The sequence below is a fragment of the Nitratireductor sp. GCM10026969 genome, assembly GCF_042660605.1.
Classification (GTDB): domain Bacteria; phylum Pseudomonadota; class Alphaproteobacteria; order Rhizobiales; family Rhizobiaceae; genus Chelativorans.
The window spans coordinates 68,333-93,803 of sequence record NZ_JBHSUM010000002.1 but is presented as its reverse complement, the minus strand read 5'-3'; the positions used below and the strand labels follow the sequence as shown (position 1 = coordinate 93,803).

Below are 25,471 nucleotides of genomic sequence, written 5' to 3'. Positions count from 1 at the left end.
CGATGGCGAGTGGACCTGCGGCCATCCGCTTTTCCGGTGTGGGGCAGGTGTTCGCAACCGGTGCCGGCGCTCTTGAAGCCCTGTGCGGGTTGGAGACGAACATCACCCGGCACGAATTCGTGGCGGTGCTCGGCCCTTCGGGCTGTGGCAAGTCCACGCTGCTGCGCCTCGTGGCCGGGCTCCTACGGCCAACGCGTGGCGCTGTGGAGGTGTTCGGCCTCAAGGTGACGGAACCGCGCGACGACATCGGCATCGTCTTCCAGAAACCGACGCTGCTTCCCTGGGCGAATGTGGAGGACAATATCGTCTTCCCGCTCCGTCACAAGACGGGCCGCGTGGACGCACAGGACCGAGAGCGCGCCCGTGCACTCCTTGCCAAGGTGGGGCTCGCGGGCTTCGAGGAGCGCCTCCCGGTGGAGCTTTCGGGCGGCATGCAGCAGCGCGTCGGCATCGCCCGGGCGCTGCTCATGAATCCCGACATCCTGCTCATGGACGAGCCCTTCTCCGCCCTCGACGCGCTAACGCGCGAAGAGATGGGCTTCGAACTGCTCCGCATCTGGGAGGCGCAGCCCAAAACCGTGCTCTTCATCACCCATTCGATCAGCGAGGCGGTGCTTCTGGCCGACCGCGTGCTGGTGATGAGCGAGCGGCCGGGCCGCGTGATCGAGGACTTGGCGATCAAGATCGAGCGCCCGCGCGGCATCGAAACGAGCAATGAAAAGGTGATGCATGACTATGTCGGACACCTCCGAAGCCTCCTCCTCAAACGCGCAGCGTGAGGAGGGCCTCACCTGGCGGCTGGCCGCAAGGCGGGCGTTACACGCGCCCGGCCTGCTTCCGGCCGCCACTTTCGTCCTCGTACTTCTCGTGTGGGAGGCTTCCTGCCGGCTCTTCGAAATCCCGACCTTCGTCCTGCCGGCGCCGAGCCGCATCCTCGGCGGCTTCGACAGCATCGCCGTCGCGCGCTGGATCGATCACGTCTGGGCGACGCTCCGCGTTGCCCTGATCGGCTATATTGCCTCCATTGCCATCGCCCTGCCGATCGCGGTCCTGCTCGCCCGGTCGGAAATCCTGTCGCGGGCGATCTACCCCATCCTGGTGGTAGTCCAGTCCACGCCGGTGGTGGCGGTGGCGCCGATCATCATCGTGGCTCTGGGCTCCGGCGACCTGCCGCGCGTCGTCATCACCTGTCTCATCACCTTCTTCCCGCTAGTGGTTTCCACCACGACAGGACTGATGGCCACGCCCCCCGAACTGATCGAGTTGTCGCGCAGCCTGCGCGCGCCGGTCAACCGCGAGATCACGCAGATCCGCTTTCCCTATGCCGTGCCCTACATCTTCTCCGCGCTCAGGATATCGGTGACGCTCGCCGTCATTGGGGCCGTCGTCGCCGAGTTCGTCGCCGCCGACAAGGGCATCGGCTACTTCATTCAGTTTTCCACTTCCATGTTCCAGGTGCAGCAGGCCTGGGCGGGGCTCGTCGTCCTCGTCCTTCTGTCGCTCATCCTGTTCCAGATCGTCACGCTGGCCCAGCGCATCTGGTTTCCCTGGAGCCTACCGAAGGAGCGGACATGACCGACTTCCTTATCAAGGGCGCGCTCGGCATCCTGACTGGCCTCCCGGGCGCGGCTGCACGCGCCGAAGGTGACATCCGCGTACGCGGCAGCGTGATCGCAGAGATCGGGAGCCTTGCCGCGCTTCCCGGTGAGCGCGTCGTCGATGCCTCGGGCGCCGTGGTCACGCCCGGACTCGTCAACACCCACCACCACCTTTTCCAGAGCGTGCTCAAGGCCGTGCCTGCCGGCATGAACGAGGCGCTCGCGGCATGGCTCCGGCTGGTGCCTTATAGCTACTGGGACAGCATCGACGAAGCGGCGCTGCGCGTGTCCGCCACGATCGGCCTTGCCGAACTGGCGCTTTCCGGCGCCACCACCGTCGCCGACCACCACTATTTCTTCTCGGATCGCTACGACTTCGATCCCGTCGACGTGCTGTTCGAAACCGCCGAGCAGTTCGGGCTGCGCTTCGTGCTCGCACGCGGCGGCGCCACCAGAGGACGGTCCTTCGACGGCGACCGCATCGCGCCGCTGCCCGTCGAGCCGCTCGACAGGATGATCGCGTCTGTCGAAGCAGCAGTGAAACGCTGGCACGACCCCTCGCCCACCGCCATGCGGCGCGTCGCTTTCGCGCCCACGACGCCCACCTTCTCGCTGCATGAGGCGGAGTTGCAGGAGATCGCCGCGGGTGCGCGGGCCATGGGGGTGCGGCTCCATTCGCACCTTTCGGAAAACATGGATTATGTCGACTACACGCTGGCCAATTACGGCAAGCGGCCGGTCCATTGGCTGGCGGAGCATGGCTGGCTCGGGCCGGATGTCTGGTTCGCGCATCTGGTGGAATGCGAGGAAGACGAGCTGCACCTCCTCGCCGAAACCGGCACGGCCATGGCCCACTGCCCGCAGGCCAATGCCAGGCTCGGCTCGGGCATCGCGCCCACCGACCGGCTCCACGCACTGGGCGGCACGGTCTCGCTCGCAGTCGATGGTGCTGCGGCGAACGAGGCCGCCGACATGGTCTCCGCGCTCTACGCCGCCTTCTCGCTGCACCGGGCGCAAAAGGGCGTTGGCGCGGTGAATGCAGAGACAATCCTCCACTGGGCGACCGCAGGAGGCGCAAGGGCGCTGGGCTTTGAAAGTATCGGCACGATCGAGCCAGGGAAGCAGGCCGACATCGCCATCTTCGACCTCGATGCACCCCGCTATTTCGGCCAGCACGACCGCGTGTTGGGACCTATCATTTCCGGCGGACATGCACATGTCCGCGCGAGTTTCGTCGCCGGGCGGCAGGTGGTCGTGGATGGCCGTTTGCCTTGGCTCGACATTGAGAAGCTGGCTGCCGACGCGGCGCGTGTGGTCGCGCGCATCGCAGCACCTCAAGAGGAAGGGAGGCTCGGGGCAAACGTCTAGGGGAGTGCCCGTCCCGCATAGATATGGAGTAGAAGCAGTCAACGCCCAGGGCATTCTGCTGGCCCAATGCGGCACAGCAAAGAGGCGCCGGTCATTGCTCCTTTTGAAAACTTGCGGCTTGGGCCGCGCTTCAACAAACGGTGTTACCAATGCAGAAGATGGATTACGGCCTCGCCGAGCTGAACAAGGAAACTACCTTCGGCGGCGAGGGCCGAGAGAAACAACGGGACGTGCCGCGCATCGACATGAGCGACTACGAGACCCGCAAGCAGGAGATCGCCGACGCGCTTTGGGCAGCGGCGACCGAAATCGGCTTCTTCCAACTCGTCAATCACGGCATCCCCCAGGAGCAGGTCGACGAAGCCTTCGCCATGTCCGAGCGCTTCTTCGCCCTGCCAACCGAGGTGAAGGCGAACTATCCGCTCGTCGGTGGCACCAATGCGGGCTGGGAGTACAAGGCCCAGGTGCGCCCTTCCACCGGCACCGCCGACCACAAGGAATCCTACCAGATCACTCTGCCGCGCATGGAAAAGCTCTGGCCAAGCGGCGAGGAGCTTTCCGGTTTCAAGGCGGTGATACTGGCCTTCGAGCGGGCGAACTGGGCACTTGGCATGAAGGTGCTCGACTGCTTCCGCCTGAAACTCGGCTTTGCACCGGATTTCTTCACCGGGTGCCACGACCCACAGTCACCCGAATACCAGAGCACGCTGCGCCTCCTGCACTATCTCGGCATGGAGGATGCCAAACCCGAAGACTTCAAGATGTGGCGCGCGGGCGCCCACACGGATTTCGACTGCCTCACACTCCTGCATCAACGCCCCGGCCAGGGCGGCCTGCAGCTTTGTCCAGGCAAGGAGGCCGATGAGCTCGAATGGACCGACGTAGAGCCTGCCCCCGACGTGGTCACCTGCAACATCGGCGACATGCTGATGCGCTGGAGCGACGACAAGCTGCTCTCCACCCTGCACCGCGTGCGCATGCCCAAGCCGCACGAAAGCCAGGGCTCGCGCCATTCCATGGCCTTCTTCTGCCAGGCCAACAAGGATGCACTCATCCAGGGTCGGGAGAAACGCTACGAACCGATCACCGCGCACGACTACCTGCAGCAGCGCATTGCGGCGAACTTCGCCAAGCACTGAACACCGTGGCAGCGGAGGCCGCCGGACCGGCGGCCTTCGGCAGCGGGCAACCCGCGCAGCGCCCGCGAACCGGAGCGCTCTATCCGTCCCACAGCACGCGCACCGACATGGTCGCGGCGGCCGTCCGGTTTTCCACGCCGAGCTTGATGTAGATCTGCTCCAGGTGCTTGTTCACCGTGCGTGGAGAAAGGTCGAGGATCTCGGCGATCTCCTTGTTCGATTTTCCATGCGTGATCCAGAGCAGGACCTCGGCGACGCGCAGGGAAAGATCGAAGGCGGCGGCAAGCCGCTCCTCGTCCGTGCCGGCGTCACGGTCTACCAGGCGGATGAGGCGCTCTGCGGCGCCGGCCTCACCCACGATGCGGCATTCGACGTGCTTTCCGTTGCGGGCGAGAATATGCGGCTCGGCCCGGCCGGGTTTCTGGGACAAAAGCCAGTCGGCCAACTCCCACGGCAGGCGGCTTCCTTCCTCGACGGAGATGCCGCATTTCAGAAGCAGTTCGCTCGCCTGCGGCGTTGCCCACAGGATCGTGCCCTTCTCGTCGGTGACGACGATGCGCCGGCCCGTGCTGTCGAGCGCCTCGCGGGCGGAGCGGGCGCGCCGCGCATTGGCCAGGTGCACCCGCATGCGCGCCAGAAGCTCGACAATCGGCACCGGCTTGACCACGAAGTCCACCCCGCCGGAGGCGAGTGCGTTGACCACGTGCTCGCTGTCGCCGAAGCCGGTCATGAAGATGACCGGGATATCGGCCATGCCCATCTCGGTCTTGAGGATGCGGCAGGCCTCGAAGCCGTCGATGCCGGGCATCTTGGCATCCATGAGGATGACGTCCGGCCCGATCTCGCGCGCAAGGCTCAGCGCCGCGCGCCCGCTTTCGGCGACCACCACCTTCATGCCCTCCAATCCAAGAGCATCGGTGAGCATGCCGAGCGTTTCGGGCGAATCGTCGACCACGAGCACGACTGGCGGGGAAGATGGAGCGGCATTCAGTCCCATCCCTCTCGCTCCTTGCGCGAACGCGTGACCATGCAGGTCTCCATGCATCAGATGTCCTCGCCGTTCTCTGCTACCTGCCGCTCATGATACGTCCACTCGATGTCAAGTGTTGAGCCGAGTTGCTCCATGAAATCGTCGACGCTGAACGGCTTGATGAGGTAGCCATCGTGTAACCGGCGGTATTCCGGCAGATTTCGCTCATTGCCCGCATCAGCTGAGATCATGATGATCGGTAATTGCGGATAGAGGCGGTCGCGCACGGTTTGTGCCACCTGCCAACCCGACGCGCCGGGCATGGCGACGTCCAGCAGCAGGATGTCGGGCCGTGCCTCGGCAAGCACGCTGAGGCAGGCCGCACCATCCGGCACGGCCGTCACCTTAAAGCCCAGCGGTTGCAGGATGTCGGCGACAAGGGCGCGCTGGGCCGGATCGTCGTCGGCGATCAGGACCTTGATCGTGTCACCCTTGACGCCGGCAATGGCCGCTGCCGGCAGCTTCTGCTCGTCGGGCCGTGTGGCCGCGCTCAACATCAGACGCATGGTGAACGTCGTCCCCCGCCCCGGCTGCGAATTTACGCTGAGCTCGCCGCCCATGATCTCCACAAGGAGCTTGGTGATCGTGAGGCCCAGACCGGTGCCGGGCGGGCCCGCACCAGCGACGTTGTCGATCCTTTCGAAGGGCAGGAAGATGCGCTCGATGTCTTCGGCCGCGATGCCGATGCCCGTGTCCTCGATCTCGAAGGTGGCGATCTGGTTGCGATAGGTCACACGGAAGGAGACCTGGCCGCGCTCAGTGAACTTGACCGCATTGGAGAGCAGATTGATGAGAATCTGCCGCAGCCTCTTCTCGTCCGTATAGACATATTCGGGAATGTAGGAGCCCGGCTCGAAGACGAAGCCGATGCCCTTCTCCTGCGCCTGGAGGGAGAACATGCCGACGAGCTGGTCCAGATAGGGGCGCAGCGCCGTCTTGTCCCGGTAGATTTGCAGACGCCCCGCTTCGATCTTCGAGATGTCGAGCAGCCCCTCGATCAGCCCCGCCAGATGCTCGCCGGAGCGCTTGATGGTGCGGGCCGCATTGGCGACGATCTGCGGCGTCGGGTCGTGCCGATCCAGCAGTTGCGCATAACCGAGGATGGAGTTGAGCGGTGTGCGCAATTCGTGGCTCAAGCCCACAATATATTTGCTCTTTGCAAGATTGGCGGATTCGGCCGCCTCCTTGGCTTTCTGGAGCTGCCGATCCGTCTCCCCGTGCGCCTCGATCTCCTCCATCAGGAGGGTCGTATGGCGCCGCGCCTCATCCTCCGCGAAGACGCGGCTCTCATGCGCCAGCACGAAGAGCCACACCATGATGGCGGCGATGACGAAGATGATGGCGAAGAGCCGCAGGAACATGGGGAAGACGAGGTCGGGCGACGGGCCGTCACCGATCGTCGACTGGTAATAGACCACCCACAGGACGAGCGCGATCAGCGCCGTCACCGTCAGCAATATGCCGAGATAGGTGCCGATGCGTGAGCTGATGAGCTCGGCGATGCGGAATGGAAAGACTGCATGGGCAAAGCCACTGATCTGGTCGGAAAAGCGTGCTCCTTCCTTGCAGCGGTCGCCGCAGCGCGCGTCGAGCGAGCAGCAGAGCGAGCAGATGGGCCCGCTGTAGACCGGACAACCGGCCATATCTTCCGGCTCGAAGCTGTGCTCGCAGATGCAGCACTGGATCGTGCTCTGCCCGGAGGGCAGGTGCGATGTGCGCGCGAGATAGTAGCGCCCGTTCGTGGCAAACGCGATCACCGGTGCGAGCACGAAGGCTGCGGCAATGGCGACATGGGCGTAGAGCGCGGCGGCGATTGCGCCAAACATGCCCAGATAGGACATGAGCGCCAGAAGGATGGCGATGGCGGCGGCGCCGAAGCCGACCGGGTTGATATCGTAGAGATGGGCGCGCTTGAACTCGATGTGGCGCGGCGACAGGCCGAGCGGCTTGTTGACCGTGAGATCGGCGACGATGGCGGCGAGCCACGCACCGGCGATGATGGCGTAGAGCCCGAGGATCTGCTCCAGCGCCTTGTAGATGCCGAACTGCATGAGAAGCAGGCCGATCACCACGTTGAAGACCACCCACACCACGCGGCCGGGATGGCTGTGGGTGAGACGGGAGAAGAAGTTCGACCAGGCGATGGAGCCTGCATAGGTGTTGGTCACGTTGATCTTGACCTGGCACAAGACGATGAAGACGCCCGTCAGCCCCAGGGCAAGCTCGGGGCTCGCCACCATCCGCTGGAAAACGGCAAGATACATGCGCGTCGGCTCGGCCGCGTCGTGGAAGGCGACGCCGCTCTGGAAGGCATAATAGGCGAGGAAGGAGCCCGCGAGCATCTTCAGCGCCCCGACGACGATCCAGCCGGGACCGGCCGCAAGCAATGCGCTCCACCAGGCAAAGCGGTTGGCGTGCTGCTTGCGCGGCAGGAAACGCAGATAGTCCACCTGCTCGCCGATCTGCGCCACCACGGAAAAGACAACCGCCGAGGCCGCACCGAACATGGTGAGCGAAAACGTGCCGTCCACCGGCCCGTGAAGGCCCGTATATCCGGTCCACTCGCGCACCGAGGGCAGGCTTTGCGCGGCGATATAGACGAATGGCAGGAGCTGCAGCACGACCCAGAAGGGCTGCGTCCAGGCCTGGAAGCGATTGATGAAAGTGATGCCGTGGATGACCAGCGGGATGACGAGCAGCGCGCTGACCACATAGCCCGCGGCAAGGGGGATACCGAAACATAATTCGAGCGCCGTCGCCATGATTGCAGCTTCGATCGAAAAGAAGATGAAGGTGAAGCTGGCATAGATCAGCGAGGTGACGGTGGAGCCCAGATAGCCGAAACCGGCCCCGCGCGTCAGAAGGTCGATGTCGACGCCGTATTTGGCCGAGTTGTAGGAGATCGGGATGCCGAGGAGGAACATGACGAAACAGCTCGTCAGCACCGCCCATAAGGTGGTCTCGAACCCGTAATTGAGCGTCAGCGTTCCGCCGATGGCTTCGAGCGCCAGGAATGAGACAGCGCCGATGGCCGTGTTGGCGATGCGCCAGGCCGACCAGCGCCGGACCTTCGTGGCCGTGAAGCGCAGGGCGAAATCCTCGAGCGTCTGATTGGCCACCCAGATGTTGTAGGTGCGGCGCACACGGGTGACCTTGAAACCCGCTGTCATGCCCGCCTCGACCCCCAGCAACTCAAAAGCATCGGCTCACTCCACACACACGAACCCGATGCCCTCTTGAGCGTCCCTGCCCTGCCCGCGCGTTCACCCAGCGTGGCCGGCACACTGGCCGAAGCGCCTGGGCCATTCTCCGTACCGAAGCCGGTGCGCGGGGTTCCCCTTCGTTATTTGCCGCAGCTTAGGGGGAAAAATGCGCCGCGGGAATACGTCAAATGCCCCGTTGATAGGCAGCCGCTTCGAATGCCCAAAATTGCGGCAGTTGGCGACAGGCCAGCAGATTCCAGATCAGGCAAGCGAGGCACAAGCACCATGCGCGACGACACCCCGCGGAAAACCCTCTTCACCACGCGCCGGCAGGTTCTGGCTGGCATGAGCGCGCTGCCCTTCATGGGCCTGCTCGGCACACGCGTGAACGCGGCCGACTATCCGACAGCCGTGGTGAACACCACCGGCCTGGCCGTAACCGACGACAAAGTGACGGTCGGCATACTTCACTCGGTCACCGGCACGATGTCGATCTCGGAGACCGGCTCAGTGCAGGCGGAAAAGCTCGCCATCAAGCAGATCAACGATGCGGGCGGCGTGCTGGGCCGGCAGATCGACTTCATCCAGGAGGACGGGGCTTCCGACTGGCCGACCTTTGCCGAGAAGGCGAAGAAGTTGCTCGTGCAGGACAAGGTCGCCTCGGTCATGGGATGCTGGACGTCCGCCTCGCGCAAGGCGGTCCTGCCGGTCTTCGAGCAGTATAACGGCATGCTCTACTACCCCACCTTCTACGAGGGCCTGGAGCAGTCGCCTAACGTCATTTATACCGGCCAGGAAGCCACGCAGCAGATCATTGCCGGCATCGACTGGGTGGCGCAGAACAAGGGCGCAAAAAGTTTCTATCTGCTGGGTTCCGACTATATCTGGCCGCGCACCTCCAACAAGATCGCCCGCAAGCACATCGAGAAGCTAGGCCTAGAAGTGGTGGGCGAGGAATATTATCCGCTCGGCCACACCCAGTTCAATTCGGTCATCAACAAGATCAAGCTCAGGAAGCCCGACGTCATCTATGCTATCGTCGTCGGCGGTTCCAATGTCGCCTTCTACAAGCAGCTGAAGGCCGCCGGCATCGATATGACCAAGGAGAAGCCGCTGCTTCTCACCATATCGGTGACGGAGGACGAGATCCTCGGCATCGGGGGCGAGAACATCGTGGGCGCGTATGCCTGCATGAAGTACTTCCAAAGCCTGGGAAACGAGAACAACCTGGAATTCGTGAAGGCCTTCAAGGAGATGTGGGGCGAAGATATCGTCATCGGCGATGTCACGCAGGCCGCCTATCTGGGGCCATGGCTGTGGAAGATGGCGGTCGAGAAGGCCGGCAGCTTCGATGTCGACAAGGTGCGCGAGGCCTCCCCCGGCCTCGAGTTCGCCAAGGCGCCGGAAGGCTACGTCCGCATCCACGAAAACCATCATCTCTGGTCGAAGACACGCGTAGGTCATGCGCTCGGCAACGGCCAATATGAGGTCGTCTACGAGACGGCGGACCTCGTCGAGCCCGACCCCTTCCCCGAAGGCTACCAATAGGCTTTCCGACCCGGCCCCGCCGGCGCTCATCCGGAGGGGCTCTCCTCTCCGCCGTCCTACCTGCACCTTGTGTCTGCGCGAGGCGAACATGATTGGCGACTATACGCTTGTCGAATTCAGCTCCATCCTGGCGATGCAGGGCTTCGCCGGGCTGATCCTTTTTTCCGTCTTTGTGCTGATGGCGCTTGGGCTTGCCGTCATCTTCGGCCAGATGGGCGTCATCAACATGGCCCATGGCGAGTTCATGATCCTCGGCGCCTATGTCACATGGCTTTGCTCGCAATTCGTGACGGCATACGTACCCGCGCTCTTTCCCATCTACTTCTTCATCGCCATGGCGCTCGCCTTCGTGGCCTCCGGCGCGCTCGGCATCCTCGTCGAATGTGCGCTGATCAGGCACCTCTACAAGCGCCCGCTCGACACGCTGCTCGCCACCTGGGGGCTGAGCCTTATCCTGCAGCAGCTCTACCGCTCCGTGTTCGGCGCCCGCGAGGTCGGCGTCAGCCTGCCGGACTGGATGATGGGCTCCTTCCCTCTCACCGACATCATCGAGGTGCCGATCAACGGCCTTTTCGTGATGGCGCTGACCATGCTGATCTCGCTCGCCGTCTTCATGCTGATGTTCCGCTCCCGCTGGGGCAAGCAGGTGCGCGCAGTGGTGCAGAACCGCGCCATGGCGGGTGCCGTCGGCATCAACACCAAGAAGGTCGACCGCCTGACTTTCGGCCTCGGCTGCGGCGTGGCGGGCGTGGCCGGCTCCGCCTTCACAATGATCGGCTCCACCGGGCCGACGGCCGGCCAGCTCTACATTGTCGACACCTTTCTCGTCGTCGTCTTCGGCGGTGCTGCGAGCCTCATCGGCACCATCGCCTCGGCCTTCACCATCTCACAGGCGCAGTCGACGATGGAGTTCTTCATGTCGGGCTCCATGGCCAAGGTGCTCACGCTTCTGACCGTCGTCGGCATCCTCATGCTGCGGCCGGAAGGCCTCTTCACCCTCAAGATGCGCCGCTGACGGGGAACTCGCCATGAACATCACCCTTTATTCCCGGCGCGAATGGCTCGCACTCGCCATCCTCTCCGCGCTCATCCTCATCGTCTTCCCCGCCACGATGGACATCTTCCGCCTCAACCTCGTCGGCAAATATCTGACCTATGCCTTCGTGGCCGTCGGCCTCGTGCTGTGCTGGGGCCATGGCGGGATCCTGAGCCTCGGACAGGGAATCTTCTTCGGGCTTGGCGGCTACTGCATGGCGATGTTCCTGAAGCTGGAAGCCTCCAGCCCGGAAAATACGGCCATCCAGTCCACCCCCGGCATTCCCGACTTCATGGACTGGAACCAGGTGACCGAGCTTCCCTTCTGGTGGGTCCCGTTCAAGTCGTTCCCCTTCACCCTCGCTGCGGTCGTCGTAGTGCCCGTCATCTTTGCCTGGATCATCGGCGCGGCCATGTTCAAAAGGCGGGTGGGCGGCGTCTATTTCGCCATCATCACGCAGGCGTTCGCAGCCATCCTCACCATCCTGATCGTCGGCCAGCAGGGCTATACGGGCGGCGTCAACGGCATCACCGACCTGCGTACGCTGCTTGGCTGGGATATCCGCACCGACAGCGCCAAGTTCATCCTCTACTTCGTCAACGCCGCCCTCCTGATCGCCGTCCTCATGATCGGGCAGATGGTGCGTGTGTCGAAGTTCGGCCGCCTCCTCATCGCCATGCGCGACAAGGAGGATCGCGTGCGTTTCTCCGGCTATGACGTGGCGAACTTCAAAATCTTCATCTTCTGCCTCGCGGCCGCCTTCTCGGCCATCGGCGGGGCGATGTTCACGCTGCAGGTAGGCTTCATGTCACCCTCATTCGTGGGCATCGTGCCGTCGATCGAGATGGTTATTTTCGCAGCGGTCGGCGGGCGGCTGTCGCTCTTCGGCGCGGTCTACGGCGCGCTCATCGTCAACTGGGCGAAGACCAGCTTTTCCGAGACTTTCCCGGAACTGTGGCTCTTTGCGATGGGCGGGCTCTTCATCGCGGTCGTCATGACCTTCCCCAACGGGCTTGCCGGCCTCTTTCATTCCCATGTCGAGCCGCTTCTGGCGCGGCTCCTGCGTAAGCCGCCGGTCGTGGCGGTACGGGAAACGACGACAGCCGCGGAGCCGGCCAAGCTCGCGGCCGAATAGGAGACCGATCCATGCAACAGGCAAGCACGGCTCCGGCCAGCCCCGCGCCCAAGGACTTCCTGCTCTCGGTCGAAGGGCTCACCGTCTCCTTCGATGGCTTCAAGGCGGTCAACGACCTCTCCTTCTACGTGGACGAGAACGAGATCCGCGTCATCATCGGCCCCAACGGCGCCGGCAAGACGACCGTACTCGACCTGATCTGCGGACGCACCAGAGCGACCGAAGGCTCGATCCGCTTTCGCGATCAGGAACTGACGCGCATGAAGGAGCACCAGATCGTCCATGCCGGCGTCGGCCGTAAATTCCAGAACCCGTCCATCTACGAGGATTTGACGGTCTTCGAGAACCTGGAGCTCTCCTTCCCGCGCGGACGCGGCGTCTTCGGCGCGCTGGCCTTCAGGCGGGATGCGCAGGTTATCGAACGGGTCGAGGAGATCGCGGAAATGATCTTCCTCAAGGACCAACTCGACACGCAGGCGGCGATCCTGAGCCACGGCCAGAAGCAATGGCTGGAGATCGGCATGCTTCTGATCCAGAGCCCGGAGCTCCTGATGCTCGACGAACCGGTGGCCGGCATGAGCGTGTCGGAGCGCGTGAAAACGGCAGAACTGCTCCACCAGATCATCCGGGACCATTCCGTGATCGTCATCGAGCACGACATGAAATTCGTCCAGGACATCGCCCACCGCGTCACGGTCATGCACCAGGGCAAGGTGCTGTCGGAGGGCTCGATGGACCATGTCCAGCACGACCCGAAGGTCATCGAAGTCTATCTGGGGCACTAGAAAATGCTGAGCGTCGAAAACCTTTCCGTCTCCTACGGCCAGAGCGAGGTTATTCACTCCGTCTCCTTCCGCGTCCAACCCGGCGAGATCGTCGCCATCATGGGCCGCAACGGCATGGGCAAGACCACGCTCATGAAGTCACTCATCGGCATGGTGCCCGCGCAGTCGGGCGGCATCAGCGTCGACGGCGCGGCGATCGAGGGGGCGGAAAGCTACGAGCGCGTGGCCAACGGCCTCGCCTATGTCCCGCAGGGCCGCATGATCTTCTCCACCATGACGGTGAAGGAGAACATCGAGACGGGGCTGACCGTCACCGGCGAAAGCACTGTCCCCGGTGACATCTACAAGCTGTTCCCCGTGCTTATCGAAATGAAGGGGCGGCGCGGCGGCAACCTCTCGGGCGGCCAGCAGCAACAGCTGGCAATCGCTCGCGCCCTCGCCTCACGCCCCAAGGTGCTGCTGCTCGACGAGCCCACGGAGGGCATCCAGCCCTCCATCATCAAGGAGATGGCGCGCACGCTGCGCCGCATCCGCGATGCGCGGGGCCTTTCCATCGTCGTCTCCGAGCAGGTCCTGAGCTTCGCCCTCGACATCGCCGACCGGATGCTCGTCATCGAGAACGGTGCGTTCGTCCACGAGAGCCCGCGGGAAGGGATCGACGAGAAGAAAGTCGCTTCCTTCCTATCCGTCTGATCCGTTCAACCAATCACAAGAGAGGAGCCACCCATGCCCGACACATTGATCAAGGTCGATCTCGCGTCTTCGCCCTACGAGAACGAGATGATCCACAACCGCTGGCACCCCGACATCCCCATGGCCTGCTGGGTTGAACCGGGCGACGATTTCCGCGTCGAGACGCATGACTGGACGGGCGGTCAGATCAAGAATGACGACGACGCTTCGGACGTGCGCGACGTCGACCTGAACCAGGTCCATTTCCTGTCAGGGCCGATCGGCGTCAAGGGCGCGCAACCGGGTGATCTCCTGGTGGTCGACATCCTCGATATCGGCGCATTCGAGAATTCGCTGTGGGGTTTCAACGGCTTCTTCTCCAAGAAGAATGGCGGCGGTTTCCTGACCGAGCATTTCCCCGAGGCGCAGAAATCCATCTGGGATTTCCACGGCATGTTTACCTCCTCCCGCCACGTGCCGGGCGTCAAATATGCCGGCCTCATCCACCCGGGCTTGATCGGCTGCCTGCCGGACAGAAAGATGCTGGAGATGTGGAACACGCGCGAGAAAGCGCTGTTCGATACCGACCCCGAGCGCGTGCCGGCCCTTGCCACGCTGCCTAATGGCGACAAGTCCGCCCATATGGGCAAACTCAAGGGCGAAGCGCGCGACAAGGCCGCCGCCGAGGGCGCGCGCACCGTGCCGCCGCGCGAACACGGCGGCAACTGCGACATCAAGGATTTGAGCCGCGGCTCCAAGATCTACTTCCCTGTCTATGTGGACGGCGCCGGACTCTCCATGGGCGATCTCCACTTCTCCCAGGGCGACGGCGAGATCACCTTCTGCGGCGCCATCGAGATGGCCGGCTGGCTGCACATCAAGGTCTCGCTGCTCAAGGACGGCATGGCCAAATATGGCATCAGGAACCCGATCTTCCGCCCCTCGCCCATCACGCCGAAATACGACGATTATCTCATCTTCGAGGGCATCTCGGTCGACGAAGCCGGCAAGCAGCATTATCTCGACGTACACATCGCCTACCGCCAGGCCTGCCTCAACGCCATCGAATATCTGACGAAGTTCGGCTATTCGCGTGCCCAGGCCTATGCCATCCTCGGCACAGCACCCGTGCAGGGCCATATCTCCGGCGTGGTCGACATACCCAACGCGTGCGCCACGCTTTGGCTGCCGACCGACATCTTCGAGTTCGACATCATGCCGGGCAGCGCCGGGCCGACGAAGTTCCTCGATGGTTCCATATCCGTGCCCTTGGCGCACGATCTCTGAGGTGGCTCGCCATGCCCTTTTACGACTACGAATGCGCGGAGTGCGGTGTCTTCACCGCGCTCCGTCCCATGGCCGCTTCGGCGGAACCCTGCGACTGCCCCGATTGCGGTACGTCCGCCCCCCGTGTCATCCTACGCACACCCAACTTCGCCCTCATGGAGCCTGGCATGCGGGCAGCACACGCCACCAACGAGCGCTCGACGGTGAGCCCGAAGAGCACCCAAGCGGGCCACGGCCCCGGATGCTCCTGTTGCTCCGCCAAGCCATCATCTCGAACCCTCACTCGACCGGACGGATCCAAGGCCTTCCCCACGGCCCGGCCTTGGATGGTAAGTCACTAGCTAGTGCCTGTCCATAAACGCGTGTTTTTCCAAATAGTTGTCGGTCATCGGCGACTTGATGCGGGGTGCAATGGGGTACTCGGCGCGAGACGCGGCGCCAAGAACGAGGCGGATGGCGTGTCGACGGCAGGTTCGCGCAAGACCGCTCGGCCGGCGGTTACAGAAGGACCGATTGAAACCCCAGGGGACACGAAGGCCCTCAGATTGACTTACCAAATATCGGACAGCTACCGTGGCCTCAAGTCATCCGTTGAGATGGACACGGCCATGTGAGCCGTCGCAACCAACCGGACGGTTGGAGCGAAGTGCCAAATTTGCGACACAACCGCCAATTCTCGCAAAGTTCTGCAAGGTTCCATTCGCGAACATCTCTCGGGCACACTCAGCTTCATCGAGCAGATCAGGTCCAAATACCCCGAATATTTCTGATTGGCCTCGTCAGCTGGTTGCGAGAACGCCACAAGCGTGACTCATGGATACAACGTAGAGGACGAGACGTTCACGACCATCATGTTCGACAACGGCGTGGTGGCTTGCCTGCATTGTGGCTGGTTCGTTCCGGAAACTCATCCCTCCAGCTTTGATTTCAGGCTCGACATTACCGGCGACAAGGGCATCGTGAACCTCGACTTTTCGAACGCGATGGTGACTTTCCACCATGCGGACGGTTCCAAGCAGCCTCTGCTGACCCAGGCACTGGTCAATGAAAATCGCACCTTTGTCAGCGCCTTGCAGCACAATAGCCCAATGCCAGTAACCGCTGATGACGGTATTGCTGCGGTCGCGATGGTCAGTGCCGCACAGCAATCCGCCCGAACAAACAAGCCCGTCGACCTTAGTACGAATAGCTTGGTGTGATGGTCTATCAGAACAACATACTGGGTCTGCTCAAAGGCGGGCTCATCGTCTCCGTTCAGCCCGTAACTGGCGGCCAGATGGATCGTGACGACATCGTCGTTGCAATGGCCTGCGCGGCGATTGACGGCGGGGCTGTGGGGCTGCGCATCGAAGGAGTGGACCGCGTTGCCAAGGTCCGGGCAGCTCTGCCCGATGCTCCAATCATCGGAATTGTCAAACGCGAACTCGACTACTCTGATGTACGAATTACGCCGTTTGAAACCGACGTCGAAAGCTTGGCCAATGCCGGTGCCGATATTATCGCGATTGACGGCACAAATCGAGAAAGACCGCGTTCGTTCTCCGCAATCTGCGCGGCGGCCAAAGCTGTCGGCCGGTTGGTAATGGCCGATATTTCAAACGCGGAAGAGGCTCACTCCGCCTTTGACCACGGGGCCAAGATTATAGGCACCACATTGTCAGGATATGTCACCGGAGCCACGCCGGAAGAGCTGATCTATCCCTCATTGCTGAACTGCGTGATCAACCATTCTTCCTGATCGCTGAGGGACGACTCAATACGCCGCAACTTTGTCGACAAGCAATCGAGGCGGGCGCGGACGGCGTTACCGTGGGTTCCGCGCTCACGAGACTGGAAGTTGCTGTCGGAGGTTTCGCCCACGCAGTCAAGGCAGCGTACAAGGAGACTCAGTGAATGGCGAATGTCACGATCAGTCATACCAACAAGGATTTTGGCTCGGTCGAGGTCCTACGTGACATAAATCTTGAGATCGAGGATGGCGAATTCCTCGTACTGGTTGGGCCTTCCGGTTGCGGCAAATCCACACTCTTGCGGATGATCGCCGGATTGGAGACCGTTACATCTGGCGAAATCAGCATCGGCGGCAACTTAGTAAATGGTGTGGCACCCAAGGATCGGGACATCGCAATGGTGTTTCAGTCCTATGCGCTTTATCCCCATATGAACGTCCGCGACAACCTGTCATTCGCTCTGCGCATCCGCAACGCGCCCGAACCAGAGATTGAAGAGCGTGTCAGATTGGCCAGCGAGATCCTCGGCCTGTCCGCACTTATGGACCGACTTCCCAAACAGCTGTCTGGCGGACAGAAGCAACGCGTGGCGATGGGGCGTGCGATTGTGCGTGATCCGCAAGTCTTTTTGTTTGACGAACCCTTGTCCCATCTAGACGCCAAGCTGCGCATCCAGATGCGCAAGGAACAAGGAACTTCACCAAAGGCTGAAAACGACGTCGATCTATGTCACCCACGATCAGATCGAGGCCATGACAATGGCCGACAGAGTCGTGGTAATGCGCGATGGAGTGATTGAACAAGCCGGCGCGCCCCTGGAACTCTATGATCAACCAGCCAATATTTTTGTGGCTGGCTTCATTGGCGCGCCCGCGATGAACTTCATCAAAGCGCGCATCGACCGCAATGGACCGGAACCACGCCTGCACGTTGGCAAAGATATGCTCCTCCCACTTCCTTCCGGTTTTGCAGGTTCGTCGGCGGACGAAGTCACACTGGGCATCAGGCCAGAGCACATTTCCATTGCTGAAGCCCAAGCCGGCGCCAAGGCAGTCGTTAAGGTCATCGAGCCAACCGGGAATGAAACCTTGCTGGAATGTGATTTCAACGGCACCAGGATCGATGTGACCCTCCGTGAGCGAACGGATACTGCACCGGGTGCGACAATCAAGTTGGCCATCGATCCTGAAAAGCTGCACATCTTCGACCCCGAATCCGGTCTACGTTTGAACGCATGACTGGCGAGCGCAATGTATCCCCTGATTTGACTGGTGCCGCGTTGGATATCGGCGGTACTAAGATTGTCGCTGCCCGCTTCGAAAGTGGCAGCGAAGTGGCACGACTGAACCGGCCAACTGATCGGGGCATGAGTGGACGCGGCCTAATCGAGACTTGCCGGGACCTGCTGACCCAAGTAGAGGCAGATTCTGAATCTCCACTGGGCGTTGCCGCCACCGGACGCGTGGCCGCATCGGGCCTCTGGTCTGCTGTCAACGCCGGAACACTGCCTCACATTGAAAATCTGCCGTTGGCGGAGGCACTGGCCAGCGGATTAGGTCGGCCGGTCTTCGTGCTCAACGATGCCGCTGCCGCGGCTTGGGTGGAAGCCCGTCATGGTGCGGCCGCAGATGCTGCGTCCATGATCTATGTCACCGTATCTACCGGTGTCGGCGGCGGCTTCGTACTCAACAACACATTGTTGACCTCAGAGAGCGGCCTCGCTGGGCATGTGGGATTCATGAGCGCCCGCAGTTCCAACTTGCCCTGCGGCTCCGGCCGGGTGGGAACGATCGAATCCATCGCCTCGGGCACCGCCATTGCCGCACGTGCCAAGGCAACCGGCCATCCCGTCACGGCAAGAGAGGTCTTTGAATCTTGGAGGAGAGGTGAATCTTGGGCGGAGAGCTTGGTTCATGACTCGGCACGCACCATCGCGGACTTGGGCTCCAGCCTACGCGCGAGTCTTGGGCTTGACTGCATGGTACTGGGTGGAAGCGTCGGTTTGTCCGAAGGCTATGGCAAACTCGTCGACCATTTTCTCGCCAAGGAGCCACCCCTCTTCCGGATCGAGACCGCGTTAGCGACCTTTCAGCATGATAGCCCCCTGCTCGGCGCCCTCTTGTTTGCCACCGAGCAATCGAAAGCCAGAAACCAATGAAGGTCCTGATCTGCGCGGATACCAAGACCGCAATCCAGCGTGCCGCTGGTCTGATGACCGCGTGTTTGAGGGAAAAGCCAACCGCCGTGTTCGGGTTGGCTACCGGAGCGACGATGGAGCCGCTTTATTCGGAATGGATCGCAACCGCCAGAACCGAGGACCTGTCATTTGCACACATGCGTACCTTTAACCTTGATGAGTATGTGGGGCTGACTGCAACTCACCCGCAATCGTATCACCACTACATGCACGAACTGCTGTTCAGCCGGGTCGACATCGATCCGACCAATACTCATCTCCCAAATGGCGCAGCACCAGATCCCGCTACGGAAGCAGAGGCCTATGAACAGGCGATCCGTACTGCGGGCGGCATTGACCTGCAATTGCTCGGGATCGGCCACAACGGGCACATTGGCTTCAACGAGCCGACGTCGAGCCTCTGCTCGCGCACGCGGGTCAAAACGTTGACGCAGAGCACGCTTGAAGCAAACGCGAAGCATTTCGACCCGGGAGAAACACCGCCGCGCTTTGCCATCACGATGGGTATCGGTACCATTCTCGAGGCTCGTGCCTGCATTTTGCTGGCGACTGGCAGCGCCAAGGCAGATGCGGTGATGCGGATGATCGAAGGGCCGCTGAGCGCGGCATGCCCTGCGTCTGCCCTGCAGTTGCATCCTGCGGCAACGATCATCCTGGATCCCGACGCCGCAGCCCGGTTGCACCTGCGTGACTACCACCAGTTGGTGCATCCTGAAGGCAGAGAACCGGTGCTCAACTCTCCTATCTGTTCGAGGAGAGAGGCAGCCAGATGACTATATTTCGCGCTGGGCGGTTATTCGACGGCGTCACGGTTCGCAACAGCCATGACTTGGTGGTCGAGGATGGGGTTGTGGCTTCCGTGCGCCCTCGTGAGTATAGCGGTTCTGAAAAGATTATCGACCTCAGCGAGAATGCTCTGATTGCCCCAGGCCTGATCGACCTGCAGGCCAATGGCGCGGCGGGGCTTCTGCTCAATGAAGCTCCCGAACTCGCCACCATTGATGCGATGTGCCGGGCGCACATGGCGGTTGGCACCACGGCCCTGCTGCCGACCTTGATCACCTCTGATCGAGAAACAACTCGCAAGGCGGTTGCTGCCGCCATCGAAGCTGCACGCAAGAGCATTCCCGGATTTGCCGGCCTTCATCTCGAAGGCCCGCATCTGGATCCCAAACGCAAGGGCGCCCACGACCCCGCGTTGATCCGCCCTATGCAGGCCGACGATCTGGAACTTTTGCTTGGAGCGGTCCGGCAATTGCCAACGCTCTTGGTCACTTTAGCGCCCGAGGCAGCAACCGGGCAGCAGATCAGAGCGCTGAGGCAGGGAGGAGCCGTTATTGCGTTGGGTCACACAAATACCGGCATCGAAGCTGCGAAGACGGCATTCGCTGCCGGTGCAAGTACGGTGACCCATCTGTTTAACGCCATGAGTCAAATCGGCAATCGAGAGCCGGGGCTCGTCGGCGCGGCATTGCAACAGGATCCGGTTTTTGCCGGGGTGATCGCCGATGGCGTCCACGTCCATCCAGCGAACATCGCATTGGCCGCCAAATGCATGACCGGCAATGCCGGCGGGGTTGTGCTGGTCAGTGATGCCATGGCCTGTTTTGGCACAACGACGACGACGTTCTCACTGAATGGCCGCAACGTTACTCGAAAAGACGGCGTGTTGCGGTTGGCCGACGGCACCCTCGCCGGCGCCGATCTCGACCTGCCCACAGCAATCCGCAACTATGCGAATATGTCAGGGCTGGGCTTGACAGCGTCGCTGACGGCCGCAACGGCAAACCCAGCCCGTGCGATAGACCGTTTCCCCGGTCTTGGTAGCCTCGAGTTCGGCCAGTCGGCAAGTTTTGTATCTCTCGATCCAAATCTGAATGTCACCGGTGTCTGGTTCAACGGTAAACCCGTGACTAGACATTGACACCAAAACTATCAGCAGAAACACCAACAATTCGCTCCCAATCTGCACTCGCCGAAATTCTCGATTTGTTTGTACTGGAAGCGCAACTGACCCGATTCTATGCAGCCAGATGGAACCAAGACAGGCCAACAAGCTCCATCGCGACTAGTTGTCTCTTGGCTCACGATGGCTGCGTACCACTGTTGGAAGACGGCGATCGCTGCTTTTAAGGGTGAATGACGCAAAAAAGAGCATCCGCCGATAACAATTCGAAACACAGGGGGCCCGACCTCGAACGCCGCACCACAAGTAAGCTACGGAACATCGTGCGTGCTTTGGCACGGATGGCTGCAAGACAGCACCATGCGGAGTCTTGTTCGGAGTTGGAAAAGACTTCAGACTCGAAAGGCTGATGTTCCGAGGATTAGACCATGCCGACCGTCGCTCTCTACGCGCGTTACTCGTCCGACAACCAGCGTGATGCCTCGATCGAGGATGGCCTGCCTCCTGAAAAGTGATCCTCCCTGAAGTAGGCTATTAAGCCGTAGAGAGGACGTTGGAATGCCCCAGAAGAAGCACAAGCCCGAAGAGATCGTCGCGAAGCTGCGCCAGGTCGATGTTCTGCTGTCGCAAGGGAAATCGGTTGGCGAAGCTGTTCGTTCGATCGGCGTGACGCAATTCACCTATTACCGGTGGCGCAAGGAGTTCGGTGGCCTGAAGGGCAACCAGGTGAAGCGTCTCAAGGAGCTTGAGAAAGAGAACGATCGGCTACGCAAGGCGGTTTCGGACCTGACGCTCGAGAAGCTGATCCTGAAAGAGGCTGCTTCGGGAACTACTGAGCCCCGCCCGCCGTCGGCGCTGCGTCGACCATGTGATGTCGAAGTTCTCCGTCTCGGAGCGCTTCGCCTGCAGGGTTCTCAGTCAGCACCGTTCGACCCACCGCAAGAAGCCCAGAGGCCGGCCGGATGAAGAGGCGCTCACCGCCGATATCATCCGGCTTGCTTCCCGGTATGGCCGCTATGGCTATCGCCGGATCACGGCGATGCTGCGATCTGAAGGCTGGACGGTGAATGCCAAGCGCGTCGAGCGCATCTGGCGACGGGAGGGGCTGAAGGTTCCCCAGAAGCAACCGAAGAGAGGTCGGCTCTGGCTGAATGACGGATCGTGTATCCGGCTTCGACCGGAACACCCCAACCATGTCTGGTCCTATGATTTTGTCGAGGGCCGGACGCACAATGGCGGGAAGTTCCGCATGCTCAACATCATCGACGAGTTCACCCGGGAGTGCCTGGCGATCCGGATCGCTCGCAATCTCAACGCGACCGACGTCATCGACGCCCTGTCGGACCTGTTCATCCTGCGTGGTGTGCCCGGCCATGTTCGTTCCGACAACGTCCTATGTCGGGAAGGATTGGCGGTTTTGGGCGTCAGGTCTCGGGGCATCTGAACGATCAGATACCCTTGGAGGCCATTGTCTGGCCGGCGCCAACCAGTGGATCGGCACCACCATCTGCACAGGTAATGGCCGGAAAGCCGATCATGCATTAAGACTGAAACTGGACCACCTCGTAGGGGCAGGCCACCCGGCGAGCTGCCAGAAAGGCGCTTGACGATATAGTCATACACCTGTGGCCCGGTGCCACCCTGCCGGACAATGAATGTGTTTCCCGCCAGCTCGGCCCAGGTAACACCCGCTCCGTCCGCGAGCGGATGGCGCTCGGGCAGCGCGGCCAGGAGCCGTTCGCTCCATATCCTCCGCGAATGACAGTCGGGAAATCCGGGAGAGCCCGCCACGAAAGTCAGATCCAACCTGTTGGCCCGAAGCCGCATGATGCTATCACGGGCGGTGCCTTCCGCGATCTCAACCTCGATACCCGGATGTTGCTCTCGATAGCGTTCGATCAGGGCTGCGAGAAAGCTGCCGGGGATGAGAGCATGGATACCGCGCGTAGCCGGCCCTGCGCTCCCCGCGCCACCATCCCAGCCGTCCTGACCGCATGTTCCAACTGGTCGATGCCGGTCGTCACTCGCTCGATGAAATGCTGCCGGGTTCCGTCAGCCGGACGCCGCGCGCGTGACGCTCGAAAAGGCGGATGCCAAGATCTTCCTCCAGAGTTTTCACGCGTGCGCTGACGCTGGACTGGCTGATGCGAAGAGCGTTCGCCGCACGGCGGAAATTAAGATGCTCAGCGACGGCAAGAGCCTGGAATCAGCGCAACCATTGGGATGCGCCGTCAAGCAACGGCAATATTTCTTCGTTATTATTTCTATTAATTATTTTTCTTGCGCATTATAAGTAACCGGTACCCGAAGAATTCAGCACAAAGCCATAGCCATACTGTCCTTTAGGTCGATCTGGCTTTGAGTTCCTTGACGATAATTCGCTCGACCATCTCATTGACCTGGATAGTCGACATTCAGCCTCGTGGTATCAGCGTCCCGTGAGCTCAACGCTGAGGGCCCTTAGTCTTCGGCGTGCTTCGGGATTGTAAACTTGGGAGGTCGCCCGGCTTTCGCGCCGGCCATCGAAGTACAGGCCGGTTGTCTTCGCACGATCTTTTCTGACAGCGAGCGTAACCACTGCTTCCGCTCCTGCATCGACGGGAGTGCTTGGTGTGATGCCGGCCTCGCGCACCATCGTGGTGTTCATGTGGGTACCGGGGTGGAGGGCGTTTGCGACGATCTTGTGCGCGTCAAGTGCTTCAGCCAGGTCGAGCGTATACATGATTTGGGCGACCTTGCTTTGCCCATAAGCGCGGTAACCGTGATAGCTGCGCTCAAGCATTACATCGTCAAAATTGATGGAGCTCTGGCCCGCAGAGGCTACGTTCACGATGCGTGAAGGCGCTTCGCCTCCGTCGGCTTCAAGCAACGGCAGCAAGCGTTCCGTCAGCAGGAAAGTAGCAAGATAATTGATTGCGAAATGAAGTTCGTATCCATCCGTGCTTTCCTGGCGTGAGCCGTTAGGCTTCGAGATTCCGGCGTTGTTGATCAGGACATCCAGGCGCGCGCATTCGGACTGTACAGCCTCGACCAATCGGAGGACATCGGCAAGTGAGGCAAAGTCCGCCTGGAAAAACCTGGCGGAGCCGCCTGCCTGTGCGATCGAGTTGACAACCGCTTCGCCGCGGCTGGCATCGCGACCATGCACCAGGATATGAATGCCCGGCCCTGCGAGCTTTTCGGCAACCCGCCGGCCAAGTCCGTCGGTAGAGCCGGTCACGAGAATGGTACGGTCTGCGGTCATAGCGTTCGCTCCATAGGATCGGATTGGATTCAAGAGCAGTTCTTTGTACAAACGGAGAGTTTCTACGCTTAATATACGTAGCATGACTACGTTTAACAAGGGGAAGTCAATCTGAGTGAGCAAATGGGGCACATCCGTTCCAAGACGGCGGAAACGGGCTGATGGCGAGCGCAATCGAGCGCAATTGATCATCGCGGCTAAAAATGCCATCGCCGAGCATGGCGCGGCGGTCAGTCTTGATCAGGTGTCGCGAGATGCCGGGGTCAGCATTGCCACACTTTACCGTCACTTCCCTTCCCGAGACGCGCTGCTTCAGGAAGTCTACAGCGAGGAGGTCGAAGCTCTGATAGGGACGGCGGAACAACTAACGGCCGATCACGACCCCGTGACGGCCCTGCGTGAATGGCTCGTGGTATTCGTGGAGTTTCTCAATACCAAGCGCGGCATGGCTGACGCATTGAGCACTTTAATCGACGGACCGGATGCCCTTTTCAGTGAGACACATGCCCGGTTGTCCTCTCCGATTTCGGCACTGGTCGCGCGGGCGACCGACACAGGTAAATTCCGGATCGACGTCGAGCCGCTCGACTTGCTCCGCGCTCTGACCGGTGTGGCAAACGTCCGACCCGATCCTGACTGGAAACAATCTGCCATTCATCTGATCGATCACTTAATCAGGGGCGCAGAGCTCGAACGCTGAGATCTGCACATCGGGAAGTTCCGTAGCGTCTCCGTAGCGGGTTCGAGACCACAGCACTCATCACAACATGGCTCGGTAAGGCATCCGGTTGAGAGATGTTATCCTGATCCGACGGTATAAGTTTGCTTTGCTGCTACAATCCCAGCCCCTTCTGCCGCCCCGCTTGCCAAGACACCGACCCGCCCTGCACGATGCCCGTGACGTCCCGGCCAAGCTGGTGATCGATGACCGGCCTCCATGGGACAAGGGTGAACTCGTGGCTCTTCTCGACCATGGCGAACTTGCCGCTGGATAGCTGCACGGTGCCGGTGAACTTGCCGCTGACGCTCTAACCATCCGCTACCGCCCGGAACGAAAGAGCTTTGCTCTCGGCTATCTCCGCGCCGACACGACCAACTTCGCGCTCGCGTAGCGTAGCGAGGAGATTGCGCCGTTAGAAGATGCGGCCGTTGTGCTGACGGGTGGCGTCACCTTGTTCGATATGATGCTCGCGGCGGCGGTCCATCGCCTTGCGCACGTCCTTGCCGAAGCCGGCCGAAGCGAGCGGATGTTCGTCAGAACGCTCAGGTTGTCGCGATGCCGTGCAGGGCGCAGATAGGCCACTGCCGTGCTCTGGCGCTCCCCGTTCCACACCGTCGCCTGGGTCACATGCGTGCCCTCCTGCTCCACACTGTTATAGTCCGCGGTATGGGCTAGGCCATATTGCCTGCCGGCTTCGAGAAATGCGTCATAATAGGCGTGATCAGCCTTGCTGCGAGTGACCCGCAACGGCCCATTCCCGCCCCGGTTCGGATCCTTGCCCCCCTCAAAATTTTCCATGCGCTTGAAGTACGGCAGGCAATCCTCGAACGCCCAGCCATCAAGGCCCTGGTCAAGCCGATGAAGCTGTCCTG

The 25,471-nt window shown here is 61.4% G+C and carries 19 protein-coding genes and 6 pseudogenes; 19 read left to right on the top strand and 6 right to left on the bottom strand.

Features of this window, described 5'->3' with window-relative positions:
• Window positions 1–2: 2 nt before the first annotated feature.
• From ACFP9U_RS01145 to ACFP9U_RS01130, 4 genes are all read left to right on the top strand, one after another.
• Window positions 3–779 carry an ABC transporter ATP-binding protein gene (locus ACFP9U_RS01145; protein WP_378618384.1) on the top strand — a complete coding sequence of 259 codons (777 nt, stop codon included), beginning with the start codon at window positions 3–5 and terminating at the stop codon, window positions 777–779.
• Window positions 730–1,575, top strand: a complete 846-nt coding sequence (locus ACFP9U_RS01140; RefSeq protein ID WP_378618382.1) for an ABC transporter permease — start codon at window positions 730–732, stop codon at window positions 1,573–1,575. Before ACFP9U_RS01145 ends, ACFP9U_RS01140 begins: the two co-directional genes overlap by 50 nt.
• Complete coding sequence (locus tag ACFP9U_RS01135; protein WP_378618381.1) at window positions 1,572–2,966, top strand: amidohydrolase family protein; 1,395 nt, start codon at window positions 1,572–1,574, stop codon at window positions 2,964–2,966. The genes ACFP9U_RS01140 and ACFP9U_RS01135 overlap by 4 nt, the downstream gene beginning before the upstream one ends.
• A gap of 149 nt (window positions 2,967–3,115) precedes the next feature.
• Entirely contained in the window at window positions 3,116–4,105 is a 990-nt protein-coding gene (locus ACFP9U_RS01130; protein ID WP_378618379.1) for an isopenicillin N synthase family dioxygenase, read from the top strand.
• A gap of 79 nt (window positions 4,106–4,184) precedes the next feature.
• On the opposite strand, the gene ACFP9U_RS01125 is transcribed toward ACFP9U_RS01130, so the two are convergent.
• Together ACFP9U_RS01125 and ACFP9U_RS01120 are read right to left on the bottom strand one after the other, a co-directional pair.
• Window positions 4,185–5,102 carry a DNA-binding response regulator gene (locus ACFP9U_RS01125; RefSeq protein ID WP_378618378.1) on the bottom strand — a complete coding sequence of 306 codons (918 nt, stop codon included), beginning with the start codon at window positions 5,100–5,102 and terminating at the stop codon, window positions 4,185–4,187.
• A 47-nt stretch (window positions 5,103–5,149) separates the two neighbouring features.
• Window positions 5,150–8,305, bottom strand: coding sequence for an ATP-binding protein (locus tag ACFP9U_RS01120; RefSeq protein ID WP_378618376.1), 3,156 nt, complete (start codon window positions 8,303–8,305; stop codon window positions 5,150–5,152).
• Between the two features lie 378 nt (window positions 8,306–8,683).
• On the opposite strand from ACFP9U_RS01120, the gene urtA reads away from it, so the two are divergent.
• From urtA to ACFP9U_RS01050, 14 genes and pseudogenes are all read left to right on the top strand, one after another.
• On the top strand, window positions 8,684–9,886 hold the full coding sequence (gene urtA / locus ACFP9U_RS01115) for an urea ABC transporter substrate-binding protein (protein WP_378618421.1): 1,203 nt from the start codon (window positions 8,684–8,686) through the stop codon (window positions 9,884–9,886).
• Between the two features lie 88 nt (window positions 9,887–9,974).
• Entirely contained in the window at window positions 9,975–10,901 is a 927-nt protein-coding gene (gene urtB / locus ACFP9U_RS01110) for an urea ABC transporter permease subunit UrtB (RefSeq protein ID WP_378618375.1), read from the top strand.
• A 13-nt stretch (window positions 10,902–10,914) separates the two neighbouring features.
• Window positions 10,915–12,057 carry an urea ABC transporter permease subunit UrtC gene (urtC, locus tag ACFP9U_RS01105; RefSeq protein WP_378618373.1) on the top strand — a complete coding sequence of 381 codons (1,143 nt, stop codon included), beginning with the start codon at window positions 10,915–10,917 and terminating at the stop codon, window positions 12,055–12,057.
• Between the two features lie 11 nt (window positions 12,058–12,068).
• Window positions 12,069–12,842 carry an urea ABC transporter ATP-binding protein UrtD gene (gene urtD / locus ACFP9U_RS01100; protein WP_378618371.1) on the top strand — a complete coding sequence of 258 codons (774 nt, stop codon included), beginning with the start codon at window positions 12,069–12,071 and terminating at the stop codon, window positions 12,840–12,842.
• 3 nt (window positions 12,843–12,845) lie between these two features.
• On the top strand, window positions 12,846–13,535 hold the full coding sequence (gene urtE / locus ACFP9U_RS01095; RefSeq protein WP_378618370.1) for an urea ABC transporter ATP-binding subunit UrtE: 690 nt from the start codon (window positions 12,846–12,848) through the stop codon (window positions 13,533–13,535).
• 33 nt (window positions 13,536–13,568) lie between these two features.
• A complete protein-coding gene (gene fmdA, locus ACFP9U_RS01090; protein WP_378618368.1) occupies window positions 13,569–14,801 on the top strand; it encodes a formamidase in 1,233 nt (410 codons plus the stop codon).
• A gap of 11 nt (window positions 14,802–14,812) precedes the next feature.
• Window positions 14,813–15,142 carry an FmdB family zinc ribbon protein gene (locus ACFP9U_RS01085; protein WP_378618367.1) on the top strand — a complete coding sequence of 110 codons (330 nt, stop codon included), beginning with the start codon at window positions 14,813–14,815 and terminating at the stop codon, window positions 15,140–15,142.
• Window positions 15,143–15,571: 429 nt separating this feature from the next.
• Window positions 15,572–16,000 carry a Gfo/Idh/MocA family oxidoreductase gene (locus ACFP9U_RS01080; protein ID WP_378618365.1) on the top strand — a complete coding sequence of 143 codons (429 nt, stop codon included), beginning with the start codon at window positions 15,572–15,574 and terminating at the stop codon, window positions 15,998–16,000.
• Window positions 16,000–16,694: pseudogene (locus tag ACFP9U_RS01075) on the top strand (N-acetylmannosamine-6-phosphate 2-epimerase). The gene ACFP9U_RS01080 and the pseudogene ACFP9U_RS01075 overlap by 1 nt, the downstream one beginning before the upstream one ends.
• Window positions 16,695–17,769: pseudogene (locus ACFP9U_RS01070) on the top strand (ABC transporter ATP-binding protein).
• Window positions 17,766–18,689 carry an ROK family protein gene (locus tag ACFP9U_RS01065; protein ID WP_378618364.1) on the top strand — a complete coding sequence of 308 codons (924 nt, stop codon included), beginning with the start codon at window positions 17,766–17,768 and terminating at the stop codon, window positions 18,687–18,689. The pseudogene ACFP9U_RS01070 and the gene ACFP9U_RS01065 overlap by 4 nt, the downstream one beginning before the upstream one ends.
• Window positions 18,686–19,501 (top strand): glucosamine-6-phosphate deaminase, encoded by an 816-nt coding sequence (gene nagB, locus ACFP9U_RS01060; RefSeq protein WP_378618362.1) that lies wholly within the window; start codon window positions 18,686–18,688, stop codon window positions 19,499–19,501. Before ACFP9U_RS01065 ends, nagB begins: the two co-directional genes overlap by 4 nt.
• A complete protein-coding gene (gene nagA / locus ACFP9U_RS01055) occupies window positions 19,498–20,652 on the top strand; it encodes an N-acetylglucosamine-6-phosphate deacetylase (protein ID WP_378618361.1) in 1,155 nt (384 codons plus the stop codon). Before nagB ends, nagA begins: the two co-directional genes overlap by 4 nt.
• Window positions 20,653–21,192: 540 nt before the next feature.
• A pseudogene (locus ACFP9U_RS01050) lies at window positions 21,193–22,179 on the top strand (IS3 family transposase).
• Window positions 22,180–22,284: 105 nt separating this feature from the next.
• On the opposite strand, the pseudogene ACFP9U_RS01045 reads toward ACFP9U_RS01050, so the two are convergent.
• Window positions 22,285–22,853 (bottom strand): annotated as a pseudogene (locus ACFP9U_RS01045) (LysR family transcriptional regulator); the annotation flags it as partial.
• Between the two features lie 209 nt (window positions 22,854–23,062).
• Window positions 23,063–23,878 carry an SDR family NAD(P)-dependent oxidoreductase gene (locus tag ACFP9U_RS01040; RefSeq protein ID WP_378618359.1) on the bottom strand — a complete coding sequence of 272 codons (816 nt, stop codon included), beginning with the start codon at window positions 23,876–23,878 and terminating at the stop codon, window positions 23,063–23,065.
• 115 nt (window positions 23,879–23,993) lie between these two features.
• Between ACFP9U_RS01040 and ACFP9U_RS01035 the strand changes: the two genes are divergently transcribed.
• Window positions 23,994–24,578 carry a TetR/AcrR family transcriptional regulator gene (locus tag ACFP9U_RS01035; RefSeq protein ID WP_378618358.1) on the top strand — a complete coding sequence of 195 codons (585 nt, stop codon included), beginning with the start codon at window positions 23,994–23,996 and terminating at the stop codon, window positions 24,576–24,578.
• A gap of 133 nt (window positions 24,579–24,711) precedes the next feature.
• Here ACFP9U_RS01035 and ACFP9U_RS01030 read toward each other — a convergent pair.
• Both ACFP9U_RS01030 and ACFP9U_RS01025 read right to left on the bottom strand, forming a co-directional pair.
• Window positions 24,712–25,122, bottom strand: a pseudogene (locus ACFP9U_RS01030) (DUF3363 domain-containing protein); the annotation flags it as partial.
• Window positions 25,123–25,175: 53 nt separating this feature from the next.
• Window positions 25,176–25,397 (bottom strand): annotated as a pseudogene (locus ACFP9U_RS01025) (choline dehydrogenase); the annotation flags it as partial.
• Window positions 25,398–25,471: the final 74 nt, after the last annotated feature.